The sequence below is a fragment of the Citrobacter sp. CtB7.12 genome, assembly GCF_001297795.1.
In the GTDB taxonomy this organism is placed as follows: Bacteria; Pseudomonadota; Gammaproteobacteria; order Enterobacterales; family Enterobacteriaceae; genus Citrobacter_A; species Citrobacter_A amalonaticus.
Genome location: NZ_LIFT01000003.1, coordinates 126,406 through 150,742, shown reverse-complemented (window position 1 = coordinate 150,742; position 24,337 = coordinate 126,406). Strand labels below are relative to the sequence as shown.

The following is a 24,337-nucleotide window of genomic DNA, read 5'->3' as shown; positions in this document are numbered from 1 at the left end:
TCGTGGCCATAAGAGCGGCTGACAGTTTTACGCGAAAGTACCTGATGCGGCAAGCGCTCTTTATGGCAATGAAAGGGTTAATGTGTCTCGCCCAGTGCGATTTTCAGACGATTCAGCCATCCGCATAACCCCGACCAGGCCAGCAGGTTGATTGCCTGTTCAACGGAGGTACAGGACTCGTTGAACGGGTTGAACTGCGCGGCACTGAAACGATCGGGGGCACGCGTCAGCAATTGTATCGCCTGGAACAGCGGACGCTCAACCGGCTGCTGTTGTTCCCGGCGTTCTATTTCGTGTTCGCTCTGGCGCAATAAGTCGGCGATTTCCACTGACGTCGCCAGTTGGTTAAAGCAGCTTGCACTGCCGTTAATTCGCGATGTCAGTAGTGTGGTGAAATTGTGCGCGGGGGACTCAATGGACAATGTGCTTTTAAGCAGGGTACCGAGCAGCGTAAGCAGCGTCGGTTGATGAACCAGATTAGGAGCGATGGGCTGAAGGGCGGCGATTGGCTGATAACACGACAGACACTCCAACTGTTCCGCCGTTGCGTAGCGCAGTTCGACCTGCTCGTGCGCCGAATGCCAGGTGGCATCGGGTTGCTGAAACAGGGATACGTCGGCGAATGATTGTGTGTCCAGACCTGGCACCCAGCGTACCGGTTGCCCCAGCCATGCCTGAAACGTAGCGACGACACGCGCCTGAAAACCGACATAGCCGATGATTTGGTTCATCAATGCGATATCCCACGCAGAAAGGCCAACATCGCATAAATGCTGGCGCGCGCGGTTATCAATCACTGAGGGTGAACTGGCGAGCTGGCGCGCGTACTGAGTAATCTGTGCCAGCCGGTGATTACTTTCACGCGACGAATCCGGGCCGGGAAGCGGCGTCAAACGGGCGGCATAGTGGTTGCAAAGCCGCTGAACACCATACACCTGGGCGACCGTCAACGCGGTACTCATGCGTTCATAGGCGCTGAAGGTATGTAGGCGGTTCAATAAAACGGTGTCAGGGAACAGTTCATGAGCAAGCTGGCGGGCCGGTTGCAGCCAGGACTGAAAGGGTAAAAGCGCATCTTCAGGGATCACCAAATCCAACAGAAAGCGGTCTTCAACGTGTGCGGCTTCGGGCACCAGCGGCAACACGTCCTGCGGACCGGTGCTGGACTGGGTTTCATGATACCAGTGGCTTTTGCCGTTGAATCGGCGTTGTTCCATGGGCGTTCCTTGGTCTGTATGTGGCGACCCGGACACGTCGTCGTCAAATCACGCCGGATCGTTCTCGCTGCTTTATCCTGGCGTAAGCGGGGGAAGGGATGAAAGATTGTTGCGTGATAACAAAGATCAAAAAGCTATATTGCTGGGAAGAGTTAAGAGCATGGGCGGCAGGGCACCGCCCACGGGGGAAGTCGGCACGATTATTTCAGTTCCAGTTCGTTCATTGCAGCGATACTGAATCCGCCGTCAACGTGAACCACTTCGCCAGAGATGCCGCCGGACAGATCGGAGCACAGGAAGGCTGCAGAGTTGCCCACATCTTCAATAGTCACGGTACGACGAATCGGGGTCACCGCTTCGCAATGCGCCAGCATTTTACGGAAATCTTTGATGCCGGAGGCGGCCAGAGTCCGGATCGGACCGGCAGAGATGGCGTTAACACGTACACCTTCCGGGCCCATCGCGTTCGCCATATACCGAACGTTCGCTTCCAGAGACGCTTTTGCCAGCCCCATTACGTTGTAGTTCGGGATCGCGCGCTCAGCGCCCAGGTAGGAGAGCGTCAGCAGGGCAGAACCCGGATTCAGCATAGAACGGCAGGCTTTCGCCATTGCCACAAAGCTGTAGGAGCTGATGTCGTGAGCGATTTTAAAGCCTTCGCGGGTGACCGCGTTCACGTAGTCGCCGTCCAGCTGATCGCCAGGGGCAAAACCGATCGAGTGAACGAAACCGTCAAATTTCGGCCAGGCTTTGGCCAGCTCTGCGAACAGGGTGTCGATGCTTTCATCTTCTGCGACATCGCATTGCAGAACGATGTCTGAACCCAGTTGAGCAGCAAATTCTTCCACACGGCCTTTCAGTTTGTCGTTCTGGTAGGTGAATGCCAGTTCCGCACCTTCGCGGTGCATCGCCTGAGCGATACCCCAGGCGATGGACAGTTTGCTGGCAAGACCGGTTACCAGAATACGCTTACCGGAAAGAAAACCCATAGCTTAAATCCTTATGTGAATGTTGTGGCGACCGGCCGCGGTTAGGGGGCCAGATGCCGTTAAAGCGCGGTCATTCTAACATGTGACATCGGGCGATCGAGTCCGACCACAACAGGAGAGCGGTTAACGGTCTTTTCGCCAGGCATCGGCCGTCAGCGCTTCGCCAAAATGACCGGCGATTAATCGTTTTGTCAGTTCATGCAGCGGAGAGGCCAGTACATCGGCGGTACTGCCGCGTTCAACGACTTCCCCCTGATGCATCACCAGAACCTGATCGCTAATGTGTTTCATCATGCCAAGATGCTGGGTGACGTAGATATAAGAGATACCCTGTTTCTCCTGCAATTCCAGCATAAGGTTGATTAACTGCGAGCGCATCGACATATCGAGCGACGCCAGCGCTTCATCGGCAATAATGACTTTCGGGCGCAGGATCATCGCGCGGGCGAGTCCCAGACGCTGTTTTTGTCCTGGCGCCAGCATATGCGGATAATAGCTGACATGATCGGGCAGCAGTCCTACCATCCGCATGGTCTCAATAATCTGCTTGCGTCGCTGTTCCGGCTCAAGGTCGGTATTCAGGCGCAACGGAAAATCGAGGATTTGCGAAATACGCTGACGCGGGTTCAACGAGGTCGACGGGTCCTGGAAAATCATGCGAATGCGCTGACTGCGAAACGAATAATCACCAAATTCGAGCGGATGATCGTCAATCAGTAACTCGCCGCTGGTTGGCTCGACCATTCCTGCCAGCATTTTGGCCAGCGTGGATTTGCCGGAACCGTTCTCGCCGATGATGGCCAGCGTCTGTCGCTCACGGAGGGTAAAGCTCAGCGGTTTCACGGCTTCTACGGTCTGACGGCGAAACCAGCCTGTCCGGTAGCGGAAGGTTTTACTCAGATTGCGAACTTCAAGTAAGGTCTCAACCATCTCACTCTCTCTCCATGTTGAGGGGGAAATGACAGGCGTAGAGATGATTTTTCGCCCCGGTCAAACGCGGCGTTTCTATACATTCGCGCTGTGCGTAGGGACAGCGTGGCCCAAGACGGCAACCGATGGGCAATTGTTCCAGCAAAGGGATGGCTCCGGGCATGGTGTTCAGACGACTTTTGTGCGGCATGGCGCTACCAAAGTCAGGAATAGCGCGGATCAGTGCCTGGGTGTATGGGTGATGGGGCGACGTCACCAGCTCTTTACTCGGCGCGGTTTCCACCGTCTGACCACAGTACAGCACGTTAATCTTGTCCGCCCACTGGCTGAGCATCTGCAGGTCATGGCTGATCAGCAAAATGGTAGTATTGCTGTTCTGATTCAGGCGCGTCAGCAGGCGGAAGATCTGCGCCTGAGTGGTCGGCTCCATCGCGTTGGTCGGCTCATCCGCAATCAACAGTCGCGGTTGATTCGCCAGCGCAATGGCAATCATGACTTTCTGACATTCACCGTCGGTCAGTTCATACGGGAAGCTGCGCATGGCGTCTTTATGATCTTTAATCCCGACGCGGTGCAGCAGTTCAATGGCGCGACGTTTCCGCCAGCCAATACGTTGCCACCAGCGGCCTTTGTACGTCCATGCCGGAATGTTTTGCATCAACTGGCGACCCACGCGCTCGGACGGATCCAGACACGACTGCGGCTCCTGGAAAATCATCGAAACGTTATGTCCCACCAGTTTACGTCGCTCACGCGGCGAAAGGCGCAGCAGGTCGATATCGTCAAAACGCATCCGGTCGGCGGTGACGCGCCAGTTATCTTTGGCAACGCCGCAGATGGCTTTGGCAATCAGGCTCTTACCGGAGCCGGATTCACCCACCAACCCACGAATTTCCCCTTCGCTTAAGGTCATGCTGACGCGGTCGACGGCTTTGACCCACTCTTCACCGGCCTTAAATTCAATGGTCAGGTTGCGGATATCCAGTAATGGCATTATTCCACCCCCGCAATGATAGCGCGGCGAACGCCGTCACCCAGCAGGTTGACCAGCAGGACGCTGATCATGATGGCTGCACCGGGCAGCATCACCGTCCATGGCGCAACGTAAATCAGCTCCAGCGCATCGCCCAGCATCGCACCCCATTCGGGAGAGGGGAGCTGCGCGCCAAGATCGAGAAAACCGAGCGCGGCAATATCCAGTATCGCCATCGACAGCGCGCGGGTGATTTCGGTGATCAGTCCTGCGGTAATGTTGGGCAATATGGCGAACCAGAGGATGTTCAGCGTCGAGGCGCCATCAAGACGCGCCGCGATGACGTACTCTTTTTCCAGTTCGTCATGCACCATGCTGTAGACCGAACGGACCATGCGTGGCAACAGCGCCAGCCAGACGGCAAACATGGCATGGGTTAAATGCGGCCCGGCGAAGGCGACAACGATAATCGCCAGCAGCAGAGACGGAATCGACAGCAGCGTATCGAGAATATGATTCAGCACGGCAGAACGCAGACCGTGCGTTGCTCCGGCGACCACGCCGAGAAACAGCCCGCACAGCGTTGCGGCGAGCGTAACGACAAACGCGCCGCCCACGGTGGGGGCTGCGCCGCTGAGCAGTCGGCTCAGGACGTCGCGTCCCAGATCGTCAGTACCGAGGAAGAAAGAGACTTCGCCATAGCGTGACCAGGAGGGCGGCAACAACTGATAGCCGAGGAACTGCTGATCGATGCCATACGGCGCAAACCAGTTGCCGAACAGGCACAGTACCACCAGCCCTGCACAGCCGTACAAGCCAACCATTGCCGTAGTATCGCCATAAAATTTGCGCCATGCGGTGCGCAGCGTACCTGGCGGGCGCTTTTCGCTATAAACGCTATCGTAAGGCATACCATTCCTTATGTTTCAGAGGGTTAGCCATAGCACCCAAAATATCGGAAATCACGTTGACGATGATGACCAGCGAACCAATCACCATCACGCCTGCGGATATCGCCGCGTAGTCCTGCTGACGGATGGCGTTAATCAACCAACGACCGAGACCAGGCCAGCTAAAGACCATCTCGGTGATCATTGCCAGCGTCAGCATCGTTGAGAATTGCAGGCCCAGGCGGGGGATCACCGGCGGTAAGGCGTTATGCAGTACATGGCGGCGCAGGATCGTAAATCGTGACAAACCGCGCGTGGCCGCAGCCTTCACGTAGTTCTGATCAAACACCTCAATGGTACTGATACGCATCAGGCGAATCACTTCGGTGGTCGGCGCAACCGCCAGCGTCAGCACCGGCAACACCATATGGCGCACGGCGCTCATCACCATCTCATCCCGCCAGGGAGAGTCAGAGATCCACGCATCGACAATAGCCAGACCGGTGACCGGTTTCACTTCGTAAAGCAGATCGAATCGGCCCGACACCGGCAGCCAGCCGAGAGTCAGGGAAAAGAAAAGGGTCAGCAGCAGTGCCAGCCAGAACACTGGGATTGAAAAGCCGAGCAGGGCGAGGGCGCTGATCAAGCGGTCCTGCCACTTGTTGCGGGTAATGCCCGCCAGCATACCCACCGGAATCCCCACCATTAGCGCAAAGCCGAACGCCAGGGTGCAGAGTTCCATCGTGGCCGGGAACACCTCTTTGAGCTGTTCAGTGATAAGCTGTCCGTTGATGCTGGAGACGCCAAAGTCCCAGTGGATGAGGCCATTGAACCAGAACACCCAGGCATTCCACAACGATGCGCCTTGTAGCGGCGCATGCGGCGTAAAATAGCTCAGACTGAAGCCGATAAAGGTCAGAAAAAACAGCGTGACCATCAGCAACAGCAAACGACGCAAGGTGAAGATAATCATGGTTTTTTCACCTCATCGTTTTTTTCGCGCGACACGCCGGCGAAAGAGGCATTACCAAATGGGCTCAACACCAGGCCTTTAATGTCATACCGATAGGCCTGCAGGCGCAGTGACGAGGCGAGCGGCAGGATGGGCAACTCTTTAGCGAGAATGTTTTGCGCTTCATCATACGCATCAATACGCGCAGAAAGCTGCTGAGAAGAGAGCGCTTTGCGCAGCACGTTGTCGAACTCCGGGTTGCACCAGTGGGCGAAGTTAGTCTGTGAATTGATGGCCGCGCAGCTGAGCAACGGGCGGAAGAAACTGTCCGGATCGTTACTGTCGGTTGCCCAGCCGGACAACGTCAGATCATGGTTCATGTCCATCAACCGCGCCTCCTGGAAACGACCTTCAACCGGTACAATCACCACGTTCACCCCAACCTGCGCCATATCCGCCTGGATAAGTTCAGCGGTTTTCAGCGGGCTCGGGTTCCACGCCTGTGAACTGGTCGGCACCCACAGGCGCAGCGTCAGATTCTCCAGCCCCAGCGCTTTGAGTTGCTCACGAGATTTGGCCGGATTGTATTCTGTTATTTTAGCCTCGTTATCATAGGCCCACGAGGCGCGAGGTAAAATAGAGGCCGCCGTTTCTGCCGTGCCGTAATAGATAGATTGCATCAGACGCTGGTTATTGATGGACAGCGCCAGCGCGTGGCGAACCGCCGGATTATTCAGCGGAGGCTTGTCGGTATTAAACGCCAGGTAGGCGATGTTCATCCCCGGACGCAAGGTCAGGCGCAGGCGTGGATCGTCACGCAGGATCGTCAACTGGCTGGCGGCGGGCCAGGCCAGCACGTCACATTCGCCGGTAAGCAGTTTCGATAAACGTCCGGTTCCGCCGGATCCCAGATCCACCACCACCTGCGGCATCAGCGGCTTGCCCCGCCAGAATTTGTCATGACGTTGCAGGCGGATGTATTGTCCGGCGCGATACTCGGAAAGCTGGAACGGGCCGGTGCCAACCGGCTGGCGGTCAAGCTGTTCCTGGCGATCCTGTTTTGTCAGTTGATCAGCATACTCCGCCGACATCACGGACGCATAGTGGGTTGCGAGGTGCCATAAGAAAGAGGCGTCCGGTTTCGTCAGGCGAAATTCCACGGTGTGACTGTCGAGCTTACGCACGCTCTGCACGTTATCGGCGAACTGCAGACTGTCGAAATAGGGGAAATTGCCGCCGTTGACGTTATGCCACGGATGGTTGCGATCAAAGATGCGCTGAAAGGTAAAAACCACGTCGTCGGCATTCAGTTTACGCGTAGGCGTAAACCAGTCCGTTTTCTGAAACGCCACGTCGCGGCGCAGATGGAAGCGGTAAGTGGCGCCGTTATCCAGCACTTCCCAGCTTTCCGCCAGTTCCGGGACCAGACGATAAGTATAGGGGTCGACATCCAGCAACCGATCATAGAGCTGGGCGGCGAGCGTGTCGACAATCAGCCCGCTGCTCACTTTTTGCGGATTGAAGGTGTTAACCTGCCCATTCACGCAATAGACAAAACCGCTGTCACGAATATCTTCACGTGGGGCGGTTTCAGGCGCAGCAGTAGCCTGCCCACTCAGAAGTCCAGCCATCACGATCAGAGACGATAAAACCAGGCGCATAATTTTTAAGGTTTTTAGGTACGATTTGCAAAGTGTATCGCACTATCGCCCGCGAGGTACAAATGTCTGCGGGTAACTGGCGTAAATATGCGCAATCAGGGGGTGGGACGCGCTAAATCTGATGTTTTTTGAGCAATGCGCGCAACTGGTGATAGGTCAGCCCGAGTAATTCCGCCGCCCGTTTCTGATTAAATTTTGCCTGTTCCAGACTGGTTTGCAGCAGCTCTTTCTCCTGTTGCTGCTGAAACGCACGTAAATCGAGGGGCAGCGAAGGACCCGTTGCTGCGGTTTCAGCGGCAGGGGGCGTTGGCGCGTGGCGTTTAAATGGGTCGATCACAATCTCATCCAGCGGCGTTTCGCTGGTGCCATGCCGGTATACCGAACGTTCGACCACGTTTTTTAATTCGCGGATATTTCCCGGCCAGGCGTAGTTAAGCAGCGTCTCTCTGGCATACGCTGTAAATCCGGGGAACAGCGGCAGACGAATTTCCCGGCACATCTGAATAGCAAAGTGTTCTGCCATGAGCATGATATCCGCCTGACGTTCGCGCAGCGGCGGCAGTTGCACCACGTCGAACGCCAGTCGGTCAAGCAAATCTGCCCGGAAGGATCCTTCGTTAACCATCGACGGAAGATCCGCATTGGTCGCACAAACCAGACGGACGTTTACCTGTAATGGCTGACTGCCGCCGACGCGCTCGAGCTCGCCGTACTCAATCACTCTGAGCAGCTTTTCCTGTACCAGCATTGGGGCGGTGGCGAGTTCATCTAGGAACAGCGTGCCGCCGTCGGCCCGTTCAAAACGTCCGGGATGGCGCTTTTGCGCACCGGTAAACGCCCCGGCTTCATGACCGAACAGTTCACTGTCGAGCAGGTTTTCATTCAGCGCCGCGCAGTTAAGCGAAATAAACGGCCCCTGCCAACGAGAGGAGAGATAATGCAGACGGTTGGCAATCAGTTCCTTACCGGTACCGCGCTCGCCGATAATCAGTACCGGTTTGTCCAGCGGCGCGAGGCGGGAAACCTGCTCCAGTACCTCCAGAAAGCTGTTGGCTTCCCCTAACAAATTATCTTTGTATTCTGCCATGATGAATTTCGCCACATGTTAGTGTATTTCACCACTTTACTCTGTTTTCTCGTCGAGGTAAAACTGTACATCTCAATATAAATCAATAAATTAAAAAGTTGGCACGCGGATTGTATTAGAGAATCAGCAGGGCATCGCCCGACATCAGAAAAATGTGAGGATAGAATTATGGGTATTTTTTCTCGTTTCGCCGACATCGTGAATGCCAACATCAACGCACTACTCGAGAAAGCGGAAGATCCGCAGAAGCTGGTTCGTCTGATGATTCAGGAAATGGAAGATACGCTGGTTGAAGTGCGTTCCAACTCGGCACGTGCGCTGGCGGAAAAGAAACAGTTATCACGCCGCATCGAACAGGCGACGGCTCAGCAGGCAGAGTGGCAGGAGAAAGCGGAGCTTGCGCTGCGTAAAGAGAAAGACGATCTGGCCCGCGCCGCGCTGATCGAAAAACAGAAGTTGACCGATCTGATTGGCAATCTGGAGCATGAAGTGACGCTGGTGGACGATACGCTCACGCGCATGAAGAAAGAGATTGGCGAGCTGGAGAACAAACTCAGCGAAACCCGTGCCCGTCAGCAGGCTCTGACGTTGCGCCATCAGGCCGCCAGCTCATCCCGTGACGTGCGTCGTCAACTGGACAGCGGTAAGCTGGATGAAGCGATGGCGCGCTTTGAATCTTTCGAGCGTCGCATCGACCACATGGAAGCGGAAGCTGAAAGCCACAACTTTGGCAAACAGAAAACGTTGGATCAGCAGTTTGCCGACCTGAAAGCGGATGATGAAATCAGCGAACAACTGGCGCAACTGAAAGCCAAAATGCAGCAAGACAAGCAATAATAATACCTGGCGGCGCTCGAACGCGCCGCCGCTCATCACCTGTAAGGAGACCTCATGAGCGCGCTATTTCTGGCCATTCCGTTAACCATCTTCGTGCTGTTTGTGTTACCGATTTGGCTATGGCTGCATTACAGCAACCGTTCCAGTCGCGGAGAATTATCGCAAAGCGAACAGCAACGTTTAGTTCAGTTGACCGATGACGCGCAGCGCATGCGTGAACGTATTCAGGCGCTGGAAGATATTCTCGATGCGGAACATCCGAACTGGAGGGATCGCTAATGGGCGGCATTGATCTGAACAAAAAATTATGGCGTATTCCGCAGCAGGGCATGCTGCGAGGCGTGTGCGCAGGGATCGCGCAGTATCTGGATGTGCCGGTAAAACTGGTGCGTATTTTAGTGGTGTTGTCGATCTTCTTCGGGCTGGCCTTTTTTACCCTGGTCGTCTACATCATTCTGGCATTTGTGCTTGATCCAATGCCGGATAACCTTGCCGCAGGCGAGCAGCAACCGTCCAGCGGTGAGCTATTGGATATCGTCGATAAAGAACTGGCGGCGGGGGAGAAACGCTTACGTGAAATGGAGCGTTATGTCACCTCGGACACGTTTACTTTGCGTAGCCGTTTCCGTCAATTGTAAGTCATTAAGAGAGCTGAGATGAATAATCGCTGGCAACGCGCCGGGCAAAAGGTAAAACCCGGTATGAAAATAGCAGGTAAGCTGGTGCTTCTGACTGCGCTACGCTACGGCCCCGCGGGTGTCGCAGGGTGGGCAGTAAAATCCGTCGCCCGTCGTCCGCTAAAAATGTTGCTGGCGCTGGCTCTGGAACCGTTTTTAAGCCGTATGGCGGCGAAAATTTCAAAACATTATTCTGGAAGTTAATTTCCATTGCCTTCTTTTTAACAATTAAATCACATCCTGGTTATTAATTTGCGGCAGCTCACAAATCGATTGTTGAGCTGCTAAAATTCTATTAATTCCTGCTTTTAACCTCTTTCACTGCATTGACAGTTAATTTCCTCGAGAGTAGTCTTTTTTGTCATGGGACCGCTACCACGGAAAAACAAAGTGAACCGAAAAATTAAGGAATGCCTCAGCGCCGTCTATGGCGATACATGGACAGGGCTTCACGATGGATCATTAAAAATGCGCATGGAAAGGGCGCGTAAGATTATTAATAAAAAGCGTAAACCTCATTGGGATGAAAGTGATGTGGTGCTCATTACGTATGCCGATCAATTTCATAGCGAGAAAGAAAAACCGCTGCCAACCTTTAATCAGTTCTGGACGCGCTGGTTTTCCTCGGTATTCTCACATGTTCACCTTTTGCCATTTTACCCCTGGTCATCAGATGATGGTTTTTCGGTTATTGATTACTATCAGGTGTCTCCCGAAGCCGGCGAGTGGAATGATATTCGTGAGTTAAATCGCTCCTGTTGTTTGATGTTTGATTTTGTTTGCAATCATATGTCAGCAAAAAGTGACTGGTTTGAACGTTATTTGCGGCAAGCTCCTGGATACGAAAACTTTTTTATTGAGATGGACCCAGAGACTGATTTACATGCCGTAACGCGTCCACGGGCATTGCCGTTATTAACACCGTTTACCATGCAGGATAAATCCGTTCGTTATTTATGGACGACATTTAGCGAAGACCAGGTTGATCTCAACTACAGTAACCCGGACGTGCTACTTGCCATGATTGACGTACTGCTGACCTACCTGGAACACGGAGCCGATTATGTACGTCTGGACGCCGTTGGCTACATGTGGAAAACGCCGGGTACGACCTGCATTCATCTGGAAAAAACGCATCAACTGATCAAGTTATTTCGCGCGATAGCAGATGAGGTCGCCCCCGGCACGGTCATCATTACTGAGACCAATGTCCCGCACAAAGACAATGTTTCCTATCTGGGTAACGGGCATGACGAAGCACATATGGTTTATCAGTTCTCTTTGCCGCCACTTGTCCTGCACTCCCTGCATCGCCAGGATTGCCGGGTGCTGTGCCAATGGGCGCAGTCGTTATCATTGCCTTCGACAGAGACCACCTGGTTCAACTTTCTGGCTTCGCATGATGGCATTGGATTGAATCCACTGCGCGGGCTGTTAGCGGAAGACGATATTCTGACACTGGTGACGGATCTGCAGAAAGAAGGGGCCTTAGTGAACTGGAAAAATAATCCAGATGGCACCCGGAGTCCGTATGAATTAAATGTGACCTGGATGGATGCGTTAGGCCATCAGGATGACAGCGATGAAGAACGCCTTGCCAAATTTATTCTCACCCATGTTCTGCTATTAACCTTCCCTGGCGTTCCTGCGATTTATATTCAGAGCATTCTGGGGTCGCGCAATGACTACGAAGGCGTCGAAAAACACGGTTATAACCGGGCTATTAACCGAAAAAAATATGAGCAAAAATCAATTGAACAGGAATTGATGACTGAAGGTTCTCTTCGTCATGAGATTTATCAGGCATTGTCCCGATTAATTGTTATTCGCAGGGGTAATAAGGCGTTTCATCCCGAGAGCATGTTTGATATTCGCTGTTTGACACCTTCTGTTCTGCGGATTATTCGCTCGGCCGATGAACATGAAAAAATCAATGCACTTTTTAATTTTAGCGATCGCCAACAAATCATTGATGCCGGTATTTATACAGGCGTTGATTTAATTAGCGGAGTGAGTGTTTCCGGAGAGACATTAACACTGCAACCCTGGCAGGTTATGTGGATTAAAAAATAAAAAGGAATATCTGATGATCAAAACTAAAATGGTGCTGTTATCAGCACTGGTTTCCTGCGCCCTGATTTCTGGTTGTAAGGATGATAAACCCGCCCATGTTTCAATTGAGTTTATGCACTCTTCTGTGGAACAGGAGCGCCAGGCCGTTATTACCACGCTGATTAAACGCTTTGAAAAAGCGAACCCGGATATCAGTGTTAAACAGGTTCCGGTTGAAGAAGATGCCTATAACACCAAAGTTATTACGCTGGCGAGAAGCGGGTCGCTACCGGAAGTGATCGAAACCAGTCATGACTATGCCAAGGTCATGGATAAAGAGCAGTTAATCGATCGGGATGCGGTGGCGAACGTCATTCAGAAGGTCGGGGAAGATATCTTCTACGATGGCGTATTGCGCATCGTTCGTACCGAAGATGGCAGCGCGTGGACAGGGGTTCCGGTGAGCGCCTGGATCGGCGGTATCTGGTATCGCAAAGACATCCTTGCTCAGGCGGGACTGGATGAACCGAAAAACTGGGAAACGTTGCTTGCCGCTGCGCAAAAACTCTATGATCCGGCGCATAAAAAATATGGCATTGCCCTGCCGACCGCAGAAAGCGTGCTGACGGAGCAATCTTTCTCGCAGTTTGCCTTATCCAATAATGCCAACGTCTTTAATGCCCAGGGCCACATCACGTTCAACACGCCTGAAATGAATCAGGCGTTGGGATATTACCGCGATCTGGCCGCCACCACGATGCCGGGCTCTAACGACATCATGGAGGTGAAAGATGCCTTTATGAATGGTACTGCGCCGATGGCGATTTATTCCACCTACATTCTCCCCGCGATAATTAAAGAAGGGGATCCCCAGAACGTGGGCTTTGTGGTTCCGACCGAAAAGACAGCGGCCGTTTATGGCATGTTGACCTCACTGACGATCACGAATGGGCAAAAAGAAGAGGAGACGGCGGCAGCCGAGAAGTTTGTCGCGTTTATGGAACAGGCAGACAACATCGCTGACTGGGTAATGATGTCGCCGGGCGCTGCGTTGCCGGTCAATAAGGAGGTCGTAAAAACCCAAACCTGGCAAAACAACAGCGTGATTAAAGCGTTAGGTGAGCTCCCGGCACAACTCATTGCTGAGCTACCGAATATTCAGGTTTTTGGCGCGGTAGGGGATAAGAACTTCACCCGTATGGGGGACGTCACCGGTTCTGGCGTGATAAGCACGACGGTACATAACGTGACGGTAGGCAAAGCCGATCTCCCGACAACGCTTCAGAAAAGCCAGCAAAAACTGGATGCCTTGGTAGGGCAGCGTTGATGGGTAAGAGGAACGTCGTTATGGCCCGATTATTCTCCGGTCGCTCCGATATGCCCTTTGCGATGCTATTGCTGGCACCCAGTTTGATTCTGTTGGGTGGCCTCGTGGCATGGCCGATGCTATCGAATATTGAAATCAGCTTTCTGCGCCTGCCGCTGAATCCGCGTATCAACGCCACATTTGTTGGGGTCGCGAATTACGTTCGCATCCTTTCCGATCCGGATTTCTGGCATTCGTTGTGGATGACGGTCTGGTATACCGCGCTGGTGGTGACGGGCAGTACCGTGCTCGGACTCGGGGTGGCGATGTTCTTTAATCGCGAGTTCCGGTTACGCAAGACGGCGCGCTCACTGGTGATTCTCTCTTATGTCACGCCGTCTATCTCGCTGGTCTTTGCCCGGAAGTACATGTTCAACAGCGGATACGGCATCGTGAACTATCTGGGAGTCGATCTGCTGCATTTGTACGATCAGGCCCCCTTGTGGTTCGACAATCCCGGTAGCAGTTTCGTGCTGGTGGTGCTGTTTGCCATCTGGCGCTATTTCCCGTACGCCTTTATTTCGTTTCTGGCAATTTTGCAGACCATCGATAAATCGCTCTATGAAGCAGCCGAAATGGATGGCGCGAATGCCTGGCAGCGTTTTCGTATCGTCACGCTGCCCGCCATTATGCCGGTCCTGGCGACGGTGGTTACCCTGCGTACCATCTGGATGTTTTATATGTTTGCCGATGTGTATCTGCTGACGACAAAGGTCGACATTCTCGGGGTGTATCTCTACAAAACAGCGTTTGCTTTTAATGATTTAGGTAAAGCTGCAGCCATTTCCGTCGTGCTTTTTATCATTATTTTCGCCGTCATTTTACTGACCAGAAATAGGGTGAACCTCAATGGCAACAAATAAACGCAGACTCGGACGCGTGGGCTTTTATTGTGGCCTGATTGTGTTTTTGATCATCACATTGTTTCCCTTTTTTGTGATGTTAATGACGTCGTTCAAAAGCGCGAAAGAAGCGATTTCATTGCACCCGACATTGCTGCCGCAAGAGTGGACGCTTGAGCATTACATCGACATTTTTAATCCACTGATTTTTCCGTTTATTGATTACTTTCGTAACAGCCTGCTGGTCTCCGTTGTGTCATCAGTGGTGGCGGTATTCCTGGGCACGCTCGGTGCCTACGCGCTGTCCCGACTGCGTTTTAAAGGGCGGATGACCATCAATGCCAGTTTTTACACCGTCTACATGTTCTCCGGCATTTTGCTGGTGGTCCCGCTGTTCAAAATCATTACCGCGCTGGGCATTTACGACACAGAAATGGCGTTGATTGTCACCATGGTCACCCAGACGTTGCCGACCGCGGTATTCATGCTGAAAAGTTATTTCGACACGATTCCGGATGAGATTGAAGAAGCAGCGATGATGGATGGGCTGAATCGCCTGCAAATCATCTTTCGCATTACCGTGCCGCTGGCGATGTCCGGACTGGTATCGGTTTTTGTCTACTGCTTTATGGTGGCCTGGAACGATTATCTGTTCGCCTCGATCTTTCTTTCCAGCGCCAGCAATTTCACGTTGCCAGTGGGCCTGAACACCCTGTTCAGTACGCCGGATTATATCTGGGGGCGGATGATGGCGGCGTCGCTGGTGACGGCATTACCCGTTGTCATTATGTATGCACTTTCGGAACGGTTTATTAAGAGTGGTTTGACCGCGGGTGGCGTGAAGGGCTAAAGCGGCCAGTTTAAACAAGGAGTGGTAAATGAAGAAGTTAGTCGCAACAGAACCGCGCGTCGCGGCGCTGGTAGAGTATGACGATCGCGCTGTCATGGCGAATGAGGTGAAAATTCGCGTGCGGTTTGGCGCACCGAAACACGGTACGGAAGTGGTGGATTTTCGCGCCGCCAGTCCGTTTATTGATGAAGATTTTAATAGCGAATGGCAAATGTTTACGCCACGTGCGAAAGACGCGCCGCGCGGTATTGAGTTTGGCAAGTTCCAGCTCGGCAATATGGTCGTTGGCGACATTATCGAGTGCGGGAGCGACGTCACTGACTATGCCATTGGTGATAGCGTCTGTGGTTACGCCCCTTTAGCCGAAACGGTCATTATTAACGGCGTCAATAACTACAAACTCCGCAAGATGCCGCAGGGGGCGAGCTGGAAAAACGCGGTGTGCTACGACCCGGCTCAGTTTGCGATGAGCGGCGTGCGTGATGCCAACGTGCGGGTAGGTGATTTCGTCGTCATCGTTGGTCTTGGCGCGATTGGGCAGATAGCTGTCCAGTTGGCAAAGAAAGCTGGCGCGTCGGTAGTCATCGGCATCGATCCGATCGCCCATCGTTGTGATATCGCTCGCCGCCACGGCGCGGATTTCTGCCTGAATCCGATGGGTACTGATGTCGGTAAAGAGATCAAAATGCTGACCGGTAAGCAGGGGGCGGATGTCATCATCGAAACCAGCGGCTATGCCGACGCGTTGCAGTCCGCGCTACGTGGTCTGGCTTATGGCGGCACTATCTCTTATGTCGCGTTTGCCAAACCCTTTGCCGAAGGTTTCAATCTCGGGCGCGAAGCCCATTTCAATAACGCCAGAATTGTCTTCTCGCGCGCGTGCAGCGAGCCGAACCCGGACTATCCGCGCTGGAGTCGCAAACGTATTGAGGAGACCTGCTGGGAACTGCTGATGAATGGTTATCTTAACTGTGAGGATCTTATCGACCCGGTGGTGACCTTTGCGGCTAGTCCGGAAAGCTATATGCAGTATGTCGACAGACATCCGGAACAGAGCATCAAAATGGGCGTCACATTTTAAGCGTAAAGGAAGACGAGCAATGAAAATCGGCACACAGAATCAGGCATTTTTCCCGGAAAATATTCTGGAGAAGTTTCGCTATATCAAAGAGATGGGTTTTGATGGCTTTGAGATCGACGGCAAATTGCTGGTTAATCACCTTGATGAAGTCAAGGCTGCCATTAAAAAAACGGGTCTGCCAGTCACGACCGCCTGTGGTGGTTATGATGGCTGGATCGGCGATTTCATCGAAGAGCGTCGTCTGAACGGATTACAGCAGATCGAACGCATTCTTGAAGCGCTGGCGGAAGTGGGTGGGCAGGGCATCATTGTGCCTGCGGCATGGGGAATGTTTACCTTCCGTCTACCGCCAATGACCTCGCCGCGCAGTCTGGCTGGCGATCGCAAAGCAGTCAGCGACTCGCTACGTTACCTTGACAGTGTGGCAGCACGTACCGGTACCACCGTATATCTCGAGCCGCTTAACCGTTATCAGGATCATATGATCAACACGCTGGCGGATGCGCGTCGGTACATTGTGGAAAACAATCTGAAGCACGTACAGATCATCGGCGATTTCTACCACATGAATATCGAAGAAGATGATATGGCGAAGGCGCTGCACGATAACCGCGATCTGCTGGGACATGTGCATATCGCGGATAATCATCGCTATCAACCGGGCAGCGGCAGCCTGAACTTCAGCATGCTGTTTGATCAGTTGCGCGAAGGTAACTATCAGGGCTACGTGGTGTATGAAGGGCGGGTGCGGGCAGAAAATCTGCCGGAAGCCTACCGTCAGTCATTGGCCTGGTTGCGTACCTGCTAAGAGGTTGCCGTGAAAAGTGCAATGACTCGTTCTCCGCTTCGTGTTGCCATCATTGGCGCCGGACAGGTAGCGGATAAAGTTCATGCTTCGTACTACTGCACCCGCGAGGATCTGGAACTGGTGGCTGTCTGTGACAGCCGCCGTTCTCAGGCGCAAACGCTGGCAGATAAATACGGCAATGCGCAGGTCTGGGACGATCCGCAGGCGATGCTTCAGAAGGTAAAGCCCGATATCGTCAGCATCTGTTCACCGAATCGTTTTCATTACCAGCATACTTTGCTGGCACTGGAGGCCGGTTGTCACGTGATGTGTGAGAAACCGCCAGCGATGACCCCGGATCAGGCGCTGGAGATGCGTAATACCGCGCGTCGTATGGGTAAAGTACTGGCCTATGATTTCCATCATCGGTTCGCGCTGGATACGCAGTTACTGCGTGAGCAGGTCATGGCGGGCGTTCTCGGTGAAATCTACGTGACCAACGCCAGAGCGCTGCGTCGCTGCGGCGTTCCCGGATGGGGGGTTTTTACCAATAAAGCGCTGCAGGGCGGCGGGCCGCTGATCGATCTTGGTATTCACATGCTGGATGCCGCGATGTATGTGCTGGGGTTCCCAATGGTGAAACGGGTCTGGGCCCACAGTTTTCAGAAAATTGGCACACAGAAAAATTGTGGCCAGTTCGGTGAGTGGGATCCGACGACCTATACCGTAGAGGATTCTCTGTTTGGCACCGTCGAGTTCCACAACGGCAGCATTCTGCGTCTTGAAACCTCCTTTGCGTTGAATATCCCCGAACAATCCATCATGAATGTGAATTTTTGTGGTGACAAAGCGGGGGCAACGCTGTTCCCGGCGCAGGTCTATACCGATAAGGGCGGCGAACTGGAGACGCTATTTGCCCGCGAATGTGCAGACGATCAGCGTCATTTTCGCAGTATGGAAGCTTTCGTGAATCATGTTCGCGGTGAGCCGGTCACTATCGCGGACGCCGAACAGGGATGGCTGATCCAGCAACTGGTGGCGGCGCTGTATCAGTCTGCAGAAACAGGGATGTGTGTTGAATTATGAGCAAGCCAGTTACGTTATCCGAATCGGGTTTTTGTCCGCACAGCCTGAATAAATATGCCTCACTACTGGCGACAGGCAATGGTTACCTAGGGTGTCGCGCCAGCCACGAAGAAGCTTATACTCATCAAACGCGTGGGATGTATCTGGCCGGGTTGTATCACCGGTCCGGGAAGGGGGAAATCAATGAACGGGTGAACCTTCCGGACGTTATTGGCGTCGACATCTTCCTGAATGGTGAGCTTTTCTCGTTGCTCAGCGGAACTCTCGAAAGCTGGCAGCGACAGATCGACTTCGCTACCGGCGAGTTAACGCGTTCGCTGATCTGGCGTGCGCCTGACGGGGCGCGTTTTGCCATTGAGAGTCGACGCTTTGTATCAGCAGAGCAATTGCCACTCCTGGCGATGACGTTGTCGATTACCCCGCTCGACAGCGATGCCTTAATTGCGTTATCGACCGGCATTGACGCGACAATCACCAACCATGGTCGCCAGCATCTGGATGAAACGCAGTTGCGGGTGTTCGGACAACATCTCCTGCAAGGGATTTACACCACTCAGGATGGTCGAAGTCATGTCGCTGTTTCCACACATTGCCGCGTCAACGGTGATGCGCAGTCCTGCTTTACAGCAAAAGAACGGCGGCTGATGCAGCACACCAGCTCGTTGATGAAAGCAGGGGAATGCCTGACGCTGGAAAAACTCACGTAGGTGGACTGGACCACAGAGTGCGATGTCTCACTGGAAAGCTGGGGGCAAAAGGGGATTCTGCACCTGAATGCCTGCGTGGGGCTGGGTTATGACGCGTTACTGGCGCAATCCGCCGCCAACTGGCAGCGCTGGTGGCAGCATTGTCGAGTAGAAGTGAATAGCGTAAACGCAGACGATCAGCGTGCGCTGGACTTCGCCCTGTATCATTTACGGATTATGACACCTGCCCATGATGAGCGTTGTAGCATCGGCGCGAAGGGGATGACCGGTGAAGGTTATAAAGGACACGTTTTCTGGGATACCGAAGTCTTTCTGCTTCCTTTTCATCTGCTCACTTACCCTGACGTCGCGCGGAATTTGTTGCGCTACCGTTGGCATAATCTGGCCGGGGCGCGGGAAAAAGCGCGAATAAACGGCTGGCAGGGGGCGCTGTTTCCATGGGAAAGCGCGCGCAGCGGTGATGAAGAGACGCCGGAGTTCGCGGCGATCAACATTCGAACCGGATTACGTCAGAAGGTGGCCTCTGCGCAGGCGGAACATCATCTGGTGGCCGATATTGCCTGGGCCGTTGTGGCGTACTGGCAGGTCACAGGCGATGAGCAATTTATGTCCCATGAAGGACTAACGCTTCTACTGGAAACGGCACGGTTCTGGCTGAGTCGTACAACGGAAGTGAAGGGGCGACTTGAGATCCATGATGTCATTGGCCCGGATGAATACACCGAACACGTGAATAATAACGCCTTCACTAACTATATGGCGTATTACAACGTCGAGCAGGCACTGCATTTTGCCCGTCGCTATGGTTGCACGGACGACGCGTTTATTCATCGTGCCGAGCATTTTCTCCAGTTCTTATGGCGACCAGAGGTTCTGGCAGATGGCATTTTACCGCAGGATGATACGTTTCTCAGCAAACCGGCTATTGATCTGAGCGCGTACAAGACAACGGCGGGCAAGCAGACGATCCTGTTGGATTATTCGCGGGCGGAAGTCAATGAACTGCAAATTCTGAAGCAAGCGGATGTGGTCATACTGACCTATATGCTCCCGGAGTTGTTCACAGCGGAAGTTTGCCTCAACAATCTCCATTTCTACGAAGCGCGCACCATACATGACTCCTCTTTAAGTAAAGCGATTCACGGGATCGTAGCGGCACGCTGTGGCAACCCAGAACAGGGTTATCAGTTCTGGCATGAAGGCGCGCAGATCGATCTTGGCGACGATCCGCACAGTTGCGACGACGGCATCCACGCGGCGGCAACGGGGGCCATCTGGCTGGGGGCGATTCAGGGATTTGCGGGGCTGAGCGTACGTAACGGTGCACTGCACCTCGACCCGGCGCTGCCAGAGGGATGGAAAAAACTGACGTTCCCTCTGTACTGGCAGGGAAGCGAGATGATGATTTCGCTCAGCAAAAGTCACGTGACGATAAGCAGTTCACGACCGGTTACGCTGTGGCTTAATGCAAAACCAATCGTTATTGATGGTGAATACAAACTCGCATTTCCTGACATGATTTTGCCTGTTTTTGGGACCGCTACCACAGGAAGGGGGAAAGAATGAAACCACAGGCAATAGTGTTTGATCTTGATGGGGTCATTACCGATACGGCACATCTGCATTTTCTTGCCTGGCGACAGGTGGCTGCTGAATTGGGAATCGTGATTGACGAGGTGTTCAACGATCGCCTGAAAGGCATCAGTCGTGGTGAGTCGCTGCTGCGTATTTTGCGTCACGGTGGAAAAGAAGGGGTATTCACCCAGGCGGAACGGGAGCAGATCGCCGCGCGTAAAAATGCGCTTTATGTTGACTCGCTGCGCTCACTGACGCCGGAGGCGGTACTGCCGGGAATTAAGGAACTGCTGACTACGCTGCGTACGGAACAGATAAAAACCGGACTGGCGTCAGTGTCACTGAATGCGCCCGCGATCTTACAGGCGTTGCAAATGACATCGTTATTCGATTTTTGCGCCAATGCCGCGCTGATCCGCCGTTCTAAACCGGATCCGGAGATTTTTCTCGCGGCGTGCAACGGTCTGCACGTTAATCCACGGGCATGTATTGGAATAGAGGATGCGCAGGCGGGGATTGAGGCGATTAACGCCAGCGGAATGCGTTCGGTGGGTATTGGATCCACCTTAACCGGCGCAGATTTGCTACTTCCGACAACGGAATTTTTGACGTGGCCGCGCTTATCGGCTTTCTGGCAACTCGACAAGTAAAGGAATCAACATGGCACAGCTTTCGTTGCAGCATATACAAAAAATTTATGACAACCAGGTGCATGTGGTTAAAGACTTCAATCTGGAAATTGAAGACAAAGAGTTCATCGTTTTTGTCGGCCCGTCGGGATGCGGAAAATCAACCACGCTACGAATGATTGCGGGACTTGAGGAGATCAGCGCGGGCGAACTGTTGATCGACGGCAAGCGGATGAATGATGTGCCCGCAAAGGCGCGCAATATTGCAATGGTCTTCCAGAACTACGCGCTGTATCCGCACATGAGTGTCTATGACAACATGGCGTTCGGTCTGAAGATGCAAAAGATTGATCCCGGCGTTATTGACGAACGCGTCAACTGGGCAGCGCAGATCCTCGGTTTACGGGAGTACCTCAAGCGCAAACCTGGCGCATTGTCGGGCGGGCAACGCCAGCGTGTTGCGCTGGGCCGGGCCATTGTGCGTGAAGCGGGCGTGTTTCTGATGGATGAGCCGCTCTCTAATCTCGACGCCAAACTCCGTGTCCAGATGCGCGCAGAGATCAGCAAACTACACCAGAAGCTGAATACCACCATGATTTACGTCACGCACGACCAGACAGAAGCCATGACCATGGCGACGCGGATTGTGATCATGAAAGATGGGATCGTCCAGCAGGTTGGAGCGCCCAAAATGGTTTATAACCATCCCGCAAATATGTTTGTTGCAGGTTTTATCGGTTCTCCGGCAATGAATTTTATCCGTGGCGCGATTGACGGAAATAAATTTGTTACGGAAACCCTTAAATTAACCCTTCCGGAAGACAAATTACGGATATTAAAAGCGAAGGGTTATGAACATAAAGCTGTCGTGCTGGGGATCCGCCCGGAGGATATTCACCCTGGAATACAAGAAGAGAATAGCGTGACAGCAAAAATAAGCGTGGCGGAACTGACCGGCGCAGAATTTATGTTGTACAGCACGATTGGGGGGCACGAGCTGGTGGTCCGTGCCGGGTCTGTTAATGACTATTATGCAGGAGACAATATCACCATCCATTTTGATATGGCGAAATGCCATTTCTTTGACGTAGAGACGGAATTCGCTATTTAACAATAAATATCTCCAGGGGCGTGGCCCCCTGGCTTTCGCGATATTTTATTTATCTGTACTTTAACAAGGAATAAAAATGAAAACCTTACTGTCCTCTTCAGCGCTGCTGATATGCGCTGGGATGGCCTGCGCGCAGGCTGCCGATAATAAAGACTGGCATTTTAATATTGGTGCCATGTACGAAATTGAAAACGTTGAAGGTTACGGCGAAGATATGGACGGACTTGCTGAACCGTCTGTCTATTTTAATGCCTCGAACGGTCCGTGGAGAATATCCCTGGCCTATTATCAGGAAGGCCCGGTTGACTATAGTGCTGGCAAACGCGGTACCTGGTTTGATCGCCCGGAACTGGAAGTTCACTATCAGATCCTGGAAAGTGATGATTTCAGTTTTGGTTTGACGGGTGGCTTTCGTAACTACGGCTATCACTATGTGAATGAAGCGGGCAAAGACACCGCAAATATGCAGCGCTGGAAAGTGGCGCCGGACTGGAATGTGAAGCTCACGGATGATTTGCGCTTTAGCGGATGGCTGGCGATGTATCAATTCGTCAACGATCTGACGACCACCGGCTATTCAGACAGTCGTGTCGAAAGCGAAACGGGCGTGAATTATACCTTTAATGAAACGGTGGGACTGACGGTAAATTACTATCTGGAGCGCGGTTTCAACCTTGCTGAACATCGTAATAATGGCGAGTTTTCTACTCAGGAAATTCGCGCCTATTTACCGATTTCGCTGGGCAATACCACGCTGACACCCTATACCCGTATAGGTCTGGATCGGTGGTCAAACTGGGACTGGCGAGACGATCCGGAGCATGAAGGTCATGACTTCAACCGTCTCGGATTACAGTATGCCTATGATTTCCAGAATGGTTTGTCGATGACGCTGGAATATGCCTATGAGTGGGAAGATCACGATGAAGGTGACAGTGACCGGTTCCATTATGCGGGCATAGGCGTTAACTACGCCTTCTGATAGCCCTGGCTGCCCGTCAATTACGGGTAGCCATTCGCTCAGGCCAGAGATGCGGTCAGAGAGATACGGGTTTCGACGGTGATGGAGCGAGCGTCGGTTTTCCCGGCAATATGCTTAAACAACAGATCGCAGCTTTGCTCGCCGAGTTCACGTGTCGGGACGTCAATGCCGCCGGGCGGAGGGGTGAGAATAAAAGAGAGCATTTCGTTGCTGTAACCGACGACCGCCAACTGCTGCGGAATGGCAATTTTTCTCTCCGACGCTGCGCGATATAAACTGAGGATCTTAATGCTGTCGGTGGCAAAAACAGCATCCGGTAAGGGGTGCTGGTTTAATAATGCTCTCGCCGCTTCCAGCGCACTTTCGTGCGTATAGCCACCATCAATAATCCAGCGTTTATTCTCTGCCAGTTGATGCGTCGCCAGACTGCGCTTATAGCCATTTACGCGATCAACAGAAACATGGTATTCCAGCGGCGCATGCAAACAGGCAATATTCTGATGGCCGCTGTCAATCAGGGCATCAGTCAGTGCAATACTGTCACGATAATTATCGGTATCGACCGAGTAAACGTGAGTGTATTGACCTTCTACCTTACCGATGACCACCACTGGAATATCATATTTATCCAGACGCTCGAAAAAAGTCTCATCTGCGGGCGAACTAAGCATGATAATGCCTTTGATCATCTTCTGCTTAATCTTGCTCTCGCACTTTTGCAGATCGTCTTCAGTACTACGTGACGTTTGTAGGATCACGTCGAAACCTTCCTCCTCTGCTTTTGCGGTAATGGCGTGCAAAACTTCAGAGAAGAAGGGGTTACCAGCAGTTGTTTTGGTCGAGCGTGTTGAAATCACCATGATGGCGTCAAACCCGGATGAGGTCAGGGCGCGGGCCAGTTTATTCGGCTGATACTGCAGTTCATCAATAGCGCGCTGCACTTTTTCCAGCGCTTCCGGTGAGATATTGGTTTGCTTGTTTAATACGCGCGAGACCGTCGACTTCGACACACCCGCCACGCGAGCGATATCATAAATAGTGGGGGTCATACTCCTG

Annotated in this window: 23 protein-coding genes and 2 pseudogenes; 16 read left to right on the top strand and 9 right to left on the bottom strand. The window is 52.9% G+C overall.

Translation table 11 applies throughout. From position 1 onward, the window contains the following. Window positions 1–77 precede the first annotated feature (77 nt). The 8 genes from AOY24_RS04700 to pspF form a co-directional block, all read right to left on the bottom strand. Window positions 78–1,217 carry a carboxymuconolactone decarboxylase family protein gene (locus tag AOY24_RS04700; protein WP_054176240.1) on the bottom strand — a complete coding sequence of 380 codons (1,140 nt, stop codon included), beginning with the start codon at window positions 1,215–1,217 and terminating at the stop codon, window positions 78–80. 200 nt (window positions 1,218–1,417) lie between these two features. Then, a complete protein-coding gene (gene fabI, locus AOY24_RS04695; protein WP_043000547.1) occupies window positions 1,418–2,206 on the bottom strand; it encodes an enoyl-ACP reductase FabI in 789 nt (262 codons plus the stop codon). Between the two features lie 123 nt (window positions 2,207–2,329). After that, complete coding sequence (gene sapF / locus AOY24_RS04690; protein WP_043000548.1) at window positions 2,330–3,136, bottom strand: peptide ABC transporter ATP-binding protein SapF; 807 nt, start codon at window positions 3,134–3,136, stop codon at window positions 2,330–2,332. A 1-nt stretch (window position 3,137) separates the two neighbouring features. Next, window positions 3,138–4,130 (bottom strand): peptide ABC transporter ATP-binding protein SapD, encoded by a 993-nt coding sequence (sapD, locus tag AOY24_RS04685; RefSeq protein WP_054176239.1) that lies wholly within the window; start codon window positions 4,128–4,130, stop codon window positions 3,138–3,140. Continuing rightward, complete coding sequence (sapC, locus tag AOY24_RS04680) at window positions 4,130–5,020, bottom strand: peptide ABC transporter permease SapC (protein ID WP_043000550.1); 891 nt, start codon at window positions 5,018–5,020, stop codon at window positions 4,130–4,132. The genes sapD and sapC overlap by 1 nt, the downstream gene beginning before the upstream one ends. Beyond that, the gene (sapB, locus tag AOY24_RS04675) at window positions 5,007–5,972 is read right to left on the bottom strand and encodes a peptide ABC transporter permease SapB (RefSeq protein WP_043000551.1); all 966 of its coding nucleotides are present in this window, start codon (window positions 5,970–5,972) and stop codon (window positions 5,007–5,009) included. The genes sapC and sapB overlap by 14 nt, the downstream gene beginning before the upstream one ends. After that, a complete protein-coding gene (sapA, locus tag AOY24_RS04670; RefSeq protein WP_044257738.1) occupies window positions 5,969–7,612 on the bottom strand; it encodes an ABC transporter substrate-binding protein SapA in 1,644 nt (547 codons plus the stop codon). The genes sapB and sapA overlap by 4 nt, the downstream gene beginning before the upstream one ends. Window positions 7,613–7,724: 112 nt before the next feature. Next, the gene (gene pspF, locus AOY24_RS04665) at window positions 7,725–8,699 is read right to left on the bottom strand and encodes a phage shock protein operon transcriptional activator (RefSeq protein ID WP_044267222.1); all 975 of its coding nucleotides are present in this window, start codon (window positions 8,697–8,699) and stop codon (window positions 7,725–7,727) included. A gap of 168 nt (window positions 8,700–8,867) precedes the next feature. On the opposite strand from pspF, the gene pspA reads away from it, so the two are divergent. From pspA to AOY24_RS04590, 16 genes and pseudogenes are all read left to right on the top strand, one after another. After that, complete coding sequence (gene pspA / locus AOY24_RS04660) at window positions 8,868–9,536, top strand: phage shock protein PspA (RefSeq protein WP_043000554.1); 669 nt, start codon at window positions 8,868–8,870, stop codon at window positions 9,534–9,536. A 54-nt stretch (window positions 9,537–9,590) separates the two neighbouring features. Continuing rightward, entirely contained in the window at window positions 9,591–9,815 is a 225-nt protein-coding gene (pspB, locus tag AOY24_RS04655; RefSeq protein ID WP_042318763.1) for an envelope stress response membrane protein PspB, read from the top strand. Beyond that, window positions 9,815–10,174, top strand: a complete 360-nt coding sequence (pspC, locus tag AOY24_RS04650; protein ID WP_043000555.1) for an envelope stress response membrane protein PspC — start codon at window positions 9,815–9,817, stop codon at window positions 10,172–10,174. Before pspB ends, pspC begins: the two co-directional genes overlap by 1 nt. A gap of 18 nt (window positions 10,175–10,192) precedes the next feature. After that, complete coding sequence (pspD, locus tag AOY24_RS04645; protein ID WP_043000556.1) at window positions 10,193–10,417, top strand: phage shock protein PspD; 225 nt, start codon at window positions 10,193–10,195, stop codon at window positions 10,415–10,417. 159 nt (window positions 10,418–10,576) lie between these two features. Then, window positions 10,577–12,286 carry a sugar phosphorylase gene (locus AOY24_RS04640; RefSeq protein ID WP_054176238.1) on the top strand — a complete coding sequence of 570 codons (1,710 nt, stop codon included), beginning with the start codon at window positions 10,577–10,579 and terminating at the stop codon, window positions 12,284–12,286. Window positions 12,287–12,299: 13 nt separating this feature from the next. After that, entirely contained in the window at window positions 12,300–13,592 is a 1,293-nt protein-coding gene (locus AOY24_RS04635; protein WP_054176237.1) for an ABC transporter substrate-binding protein, read from the top strand. 20 nt (window positions 13,593–13,612) lie between these two features. Continuing rightward, window positions 13,613–14,494: a carbohydrate ABC transporter permease gene (locus AOY24_RS04630; protein WP_054176236.1), complete on the top strand. Its 882-nt coding sequence runs from the start codon at window positions 13,613–13,615 to the stop codon at window positions 14,492–14,494. Next, the gene (locus AOY24_RS04625; RefSeq protein ID WP_044267167.1) at window positions 14,481–15,323 is read left to right on the top strand and encodes a carbohydrate ABC transporter permease; all 843 of its coding nucleotides are present in this window, start codon (window positions 14,481–14,483) and stop codon (window positions 15,321–15,323) included. Before AOY24_RS04630 ends, AOY24_RS04625 begins: the two co-directional genes overlap by 14 nt. Before the next feature lie 28 nt (window positions 15,324–15,351). Further along, window positions 15,352–16,404, top strand: a complete 1,053-nt coding sequence (locus tag AOY24_RS04620; RefSeq protein ID WP_044327764.1) for a zinc-binding alcohol dehydrogenase — start codon at window positions 15,352–15,354, stop codon at window positions 16,402–16,404. A gap of 19 nt (window positions 16,405–16,423) precedes the next feature. Further along, complete coding sequence (locus AOY24_RS04615) at window positions 16,424–17,212, top strand: sugar phosphate isomerase/epimerase (RefSeq protein ID WP_054176235.1); 789 nt, start codon at window positions 16,424–16,426, stop codon at window positions 17,210–17,212. A gap of 9 nt (window positions 17,213–17,221) precedes the next feature. Continuing rightward, window positions 17,222–18,277, top strand: a complete 1,056-nt coding sequence (locus AOY24_RS04610; RefSeq protein ID WP_044257753.1) for a Gfo/Idh/MocA family protein — start codon at window positions 17,222–17,224, stop codon at window positions 18,275–18,277. Further along, window positions 18,274–18,981, top strand: a pseudogene (locus tag AOY24_RS25615) (glycoside hydrolase family 65 protein); the annotation flags it as partial. The gene AOY24_RS04610 and the pseudogene AOY24_RS25615, both read left to right, overlap by 4 nt. Window positions 18,982–19,071: 90 nt before the next feature. Next, window positions 19,072–20,550: pseudogene (locus tag AOY24_RS25610) on the top strand (glycosyl hydrolase family 65 protein); the annotation flags it as partial. Beyond that, window positions 20,547–21,209 carry a beta-phosphoglucomutase gene (gene pgmB / locus AOY24_RS04600; RefSeq protein WP_054176234.1) on the top strand — a complete coding sequence of 221 codons (663 nt, stop codon included), beginning with the start codon at window positions 20,547–20,549 and terminating at the stop codon, window positions 21,207–21,209. The pseudogene AOY24_RS25610 and the gene pgmB, both read left to right, overlap by 4 nt. 10 nt (window positions 21,210–21,219) lie before the next feature. Next, window positions 21,220–22,299 carry an ABC transporter ATP-binding protein gene (locus AOY24_RS04595; RefSeq protein ID WP_043000566.1) on the top strand — a complete coding sequence of 360 codons (1,080 nt, stop codon included), beginning with the start codon at window positions 21,220–21,222 and terminating at the stop codon, window positions 22,297–22,299. A 76-nt stretch (window positions 22,300–22,375) separates the two neighbouring features. After that, window positions 22,376–23,281 carry an OmpG family monomeric porin gene (locus AOY24_RS04590; protein ID WP_043000567.1) on the top strand — a complete coding sequence of 302 codons (906 nt, stop codon included), beginning with the start codon at window positions 22,376–22,378 and terminating at the stop codon, window positions 23,279–23,281. Between the two features lie 38 nt (window positions 23,282–23,319). Here AOY24_RS04590 and AOY24_RS04585 read toward each other — a convergent pair whose 3' ends face one another. Next, window positions 23,320–24,330, bottom strand: a complete 1,011-nt coding sequence (locus AOY24_RS04585; RefSeq protein WP_043000568.1) for a LacI family DNA-binding transcriptional regulator — start codon at window positions 24,328–24,330, stop codon at window positions 23,320–23,322. Window positions 24,331–24,337 lie beyond the last annotated feature (7 nt).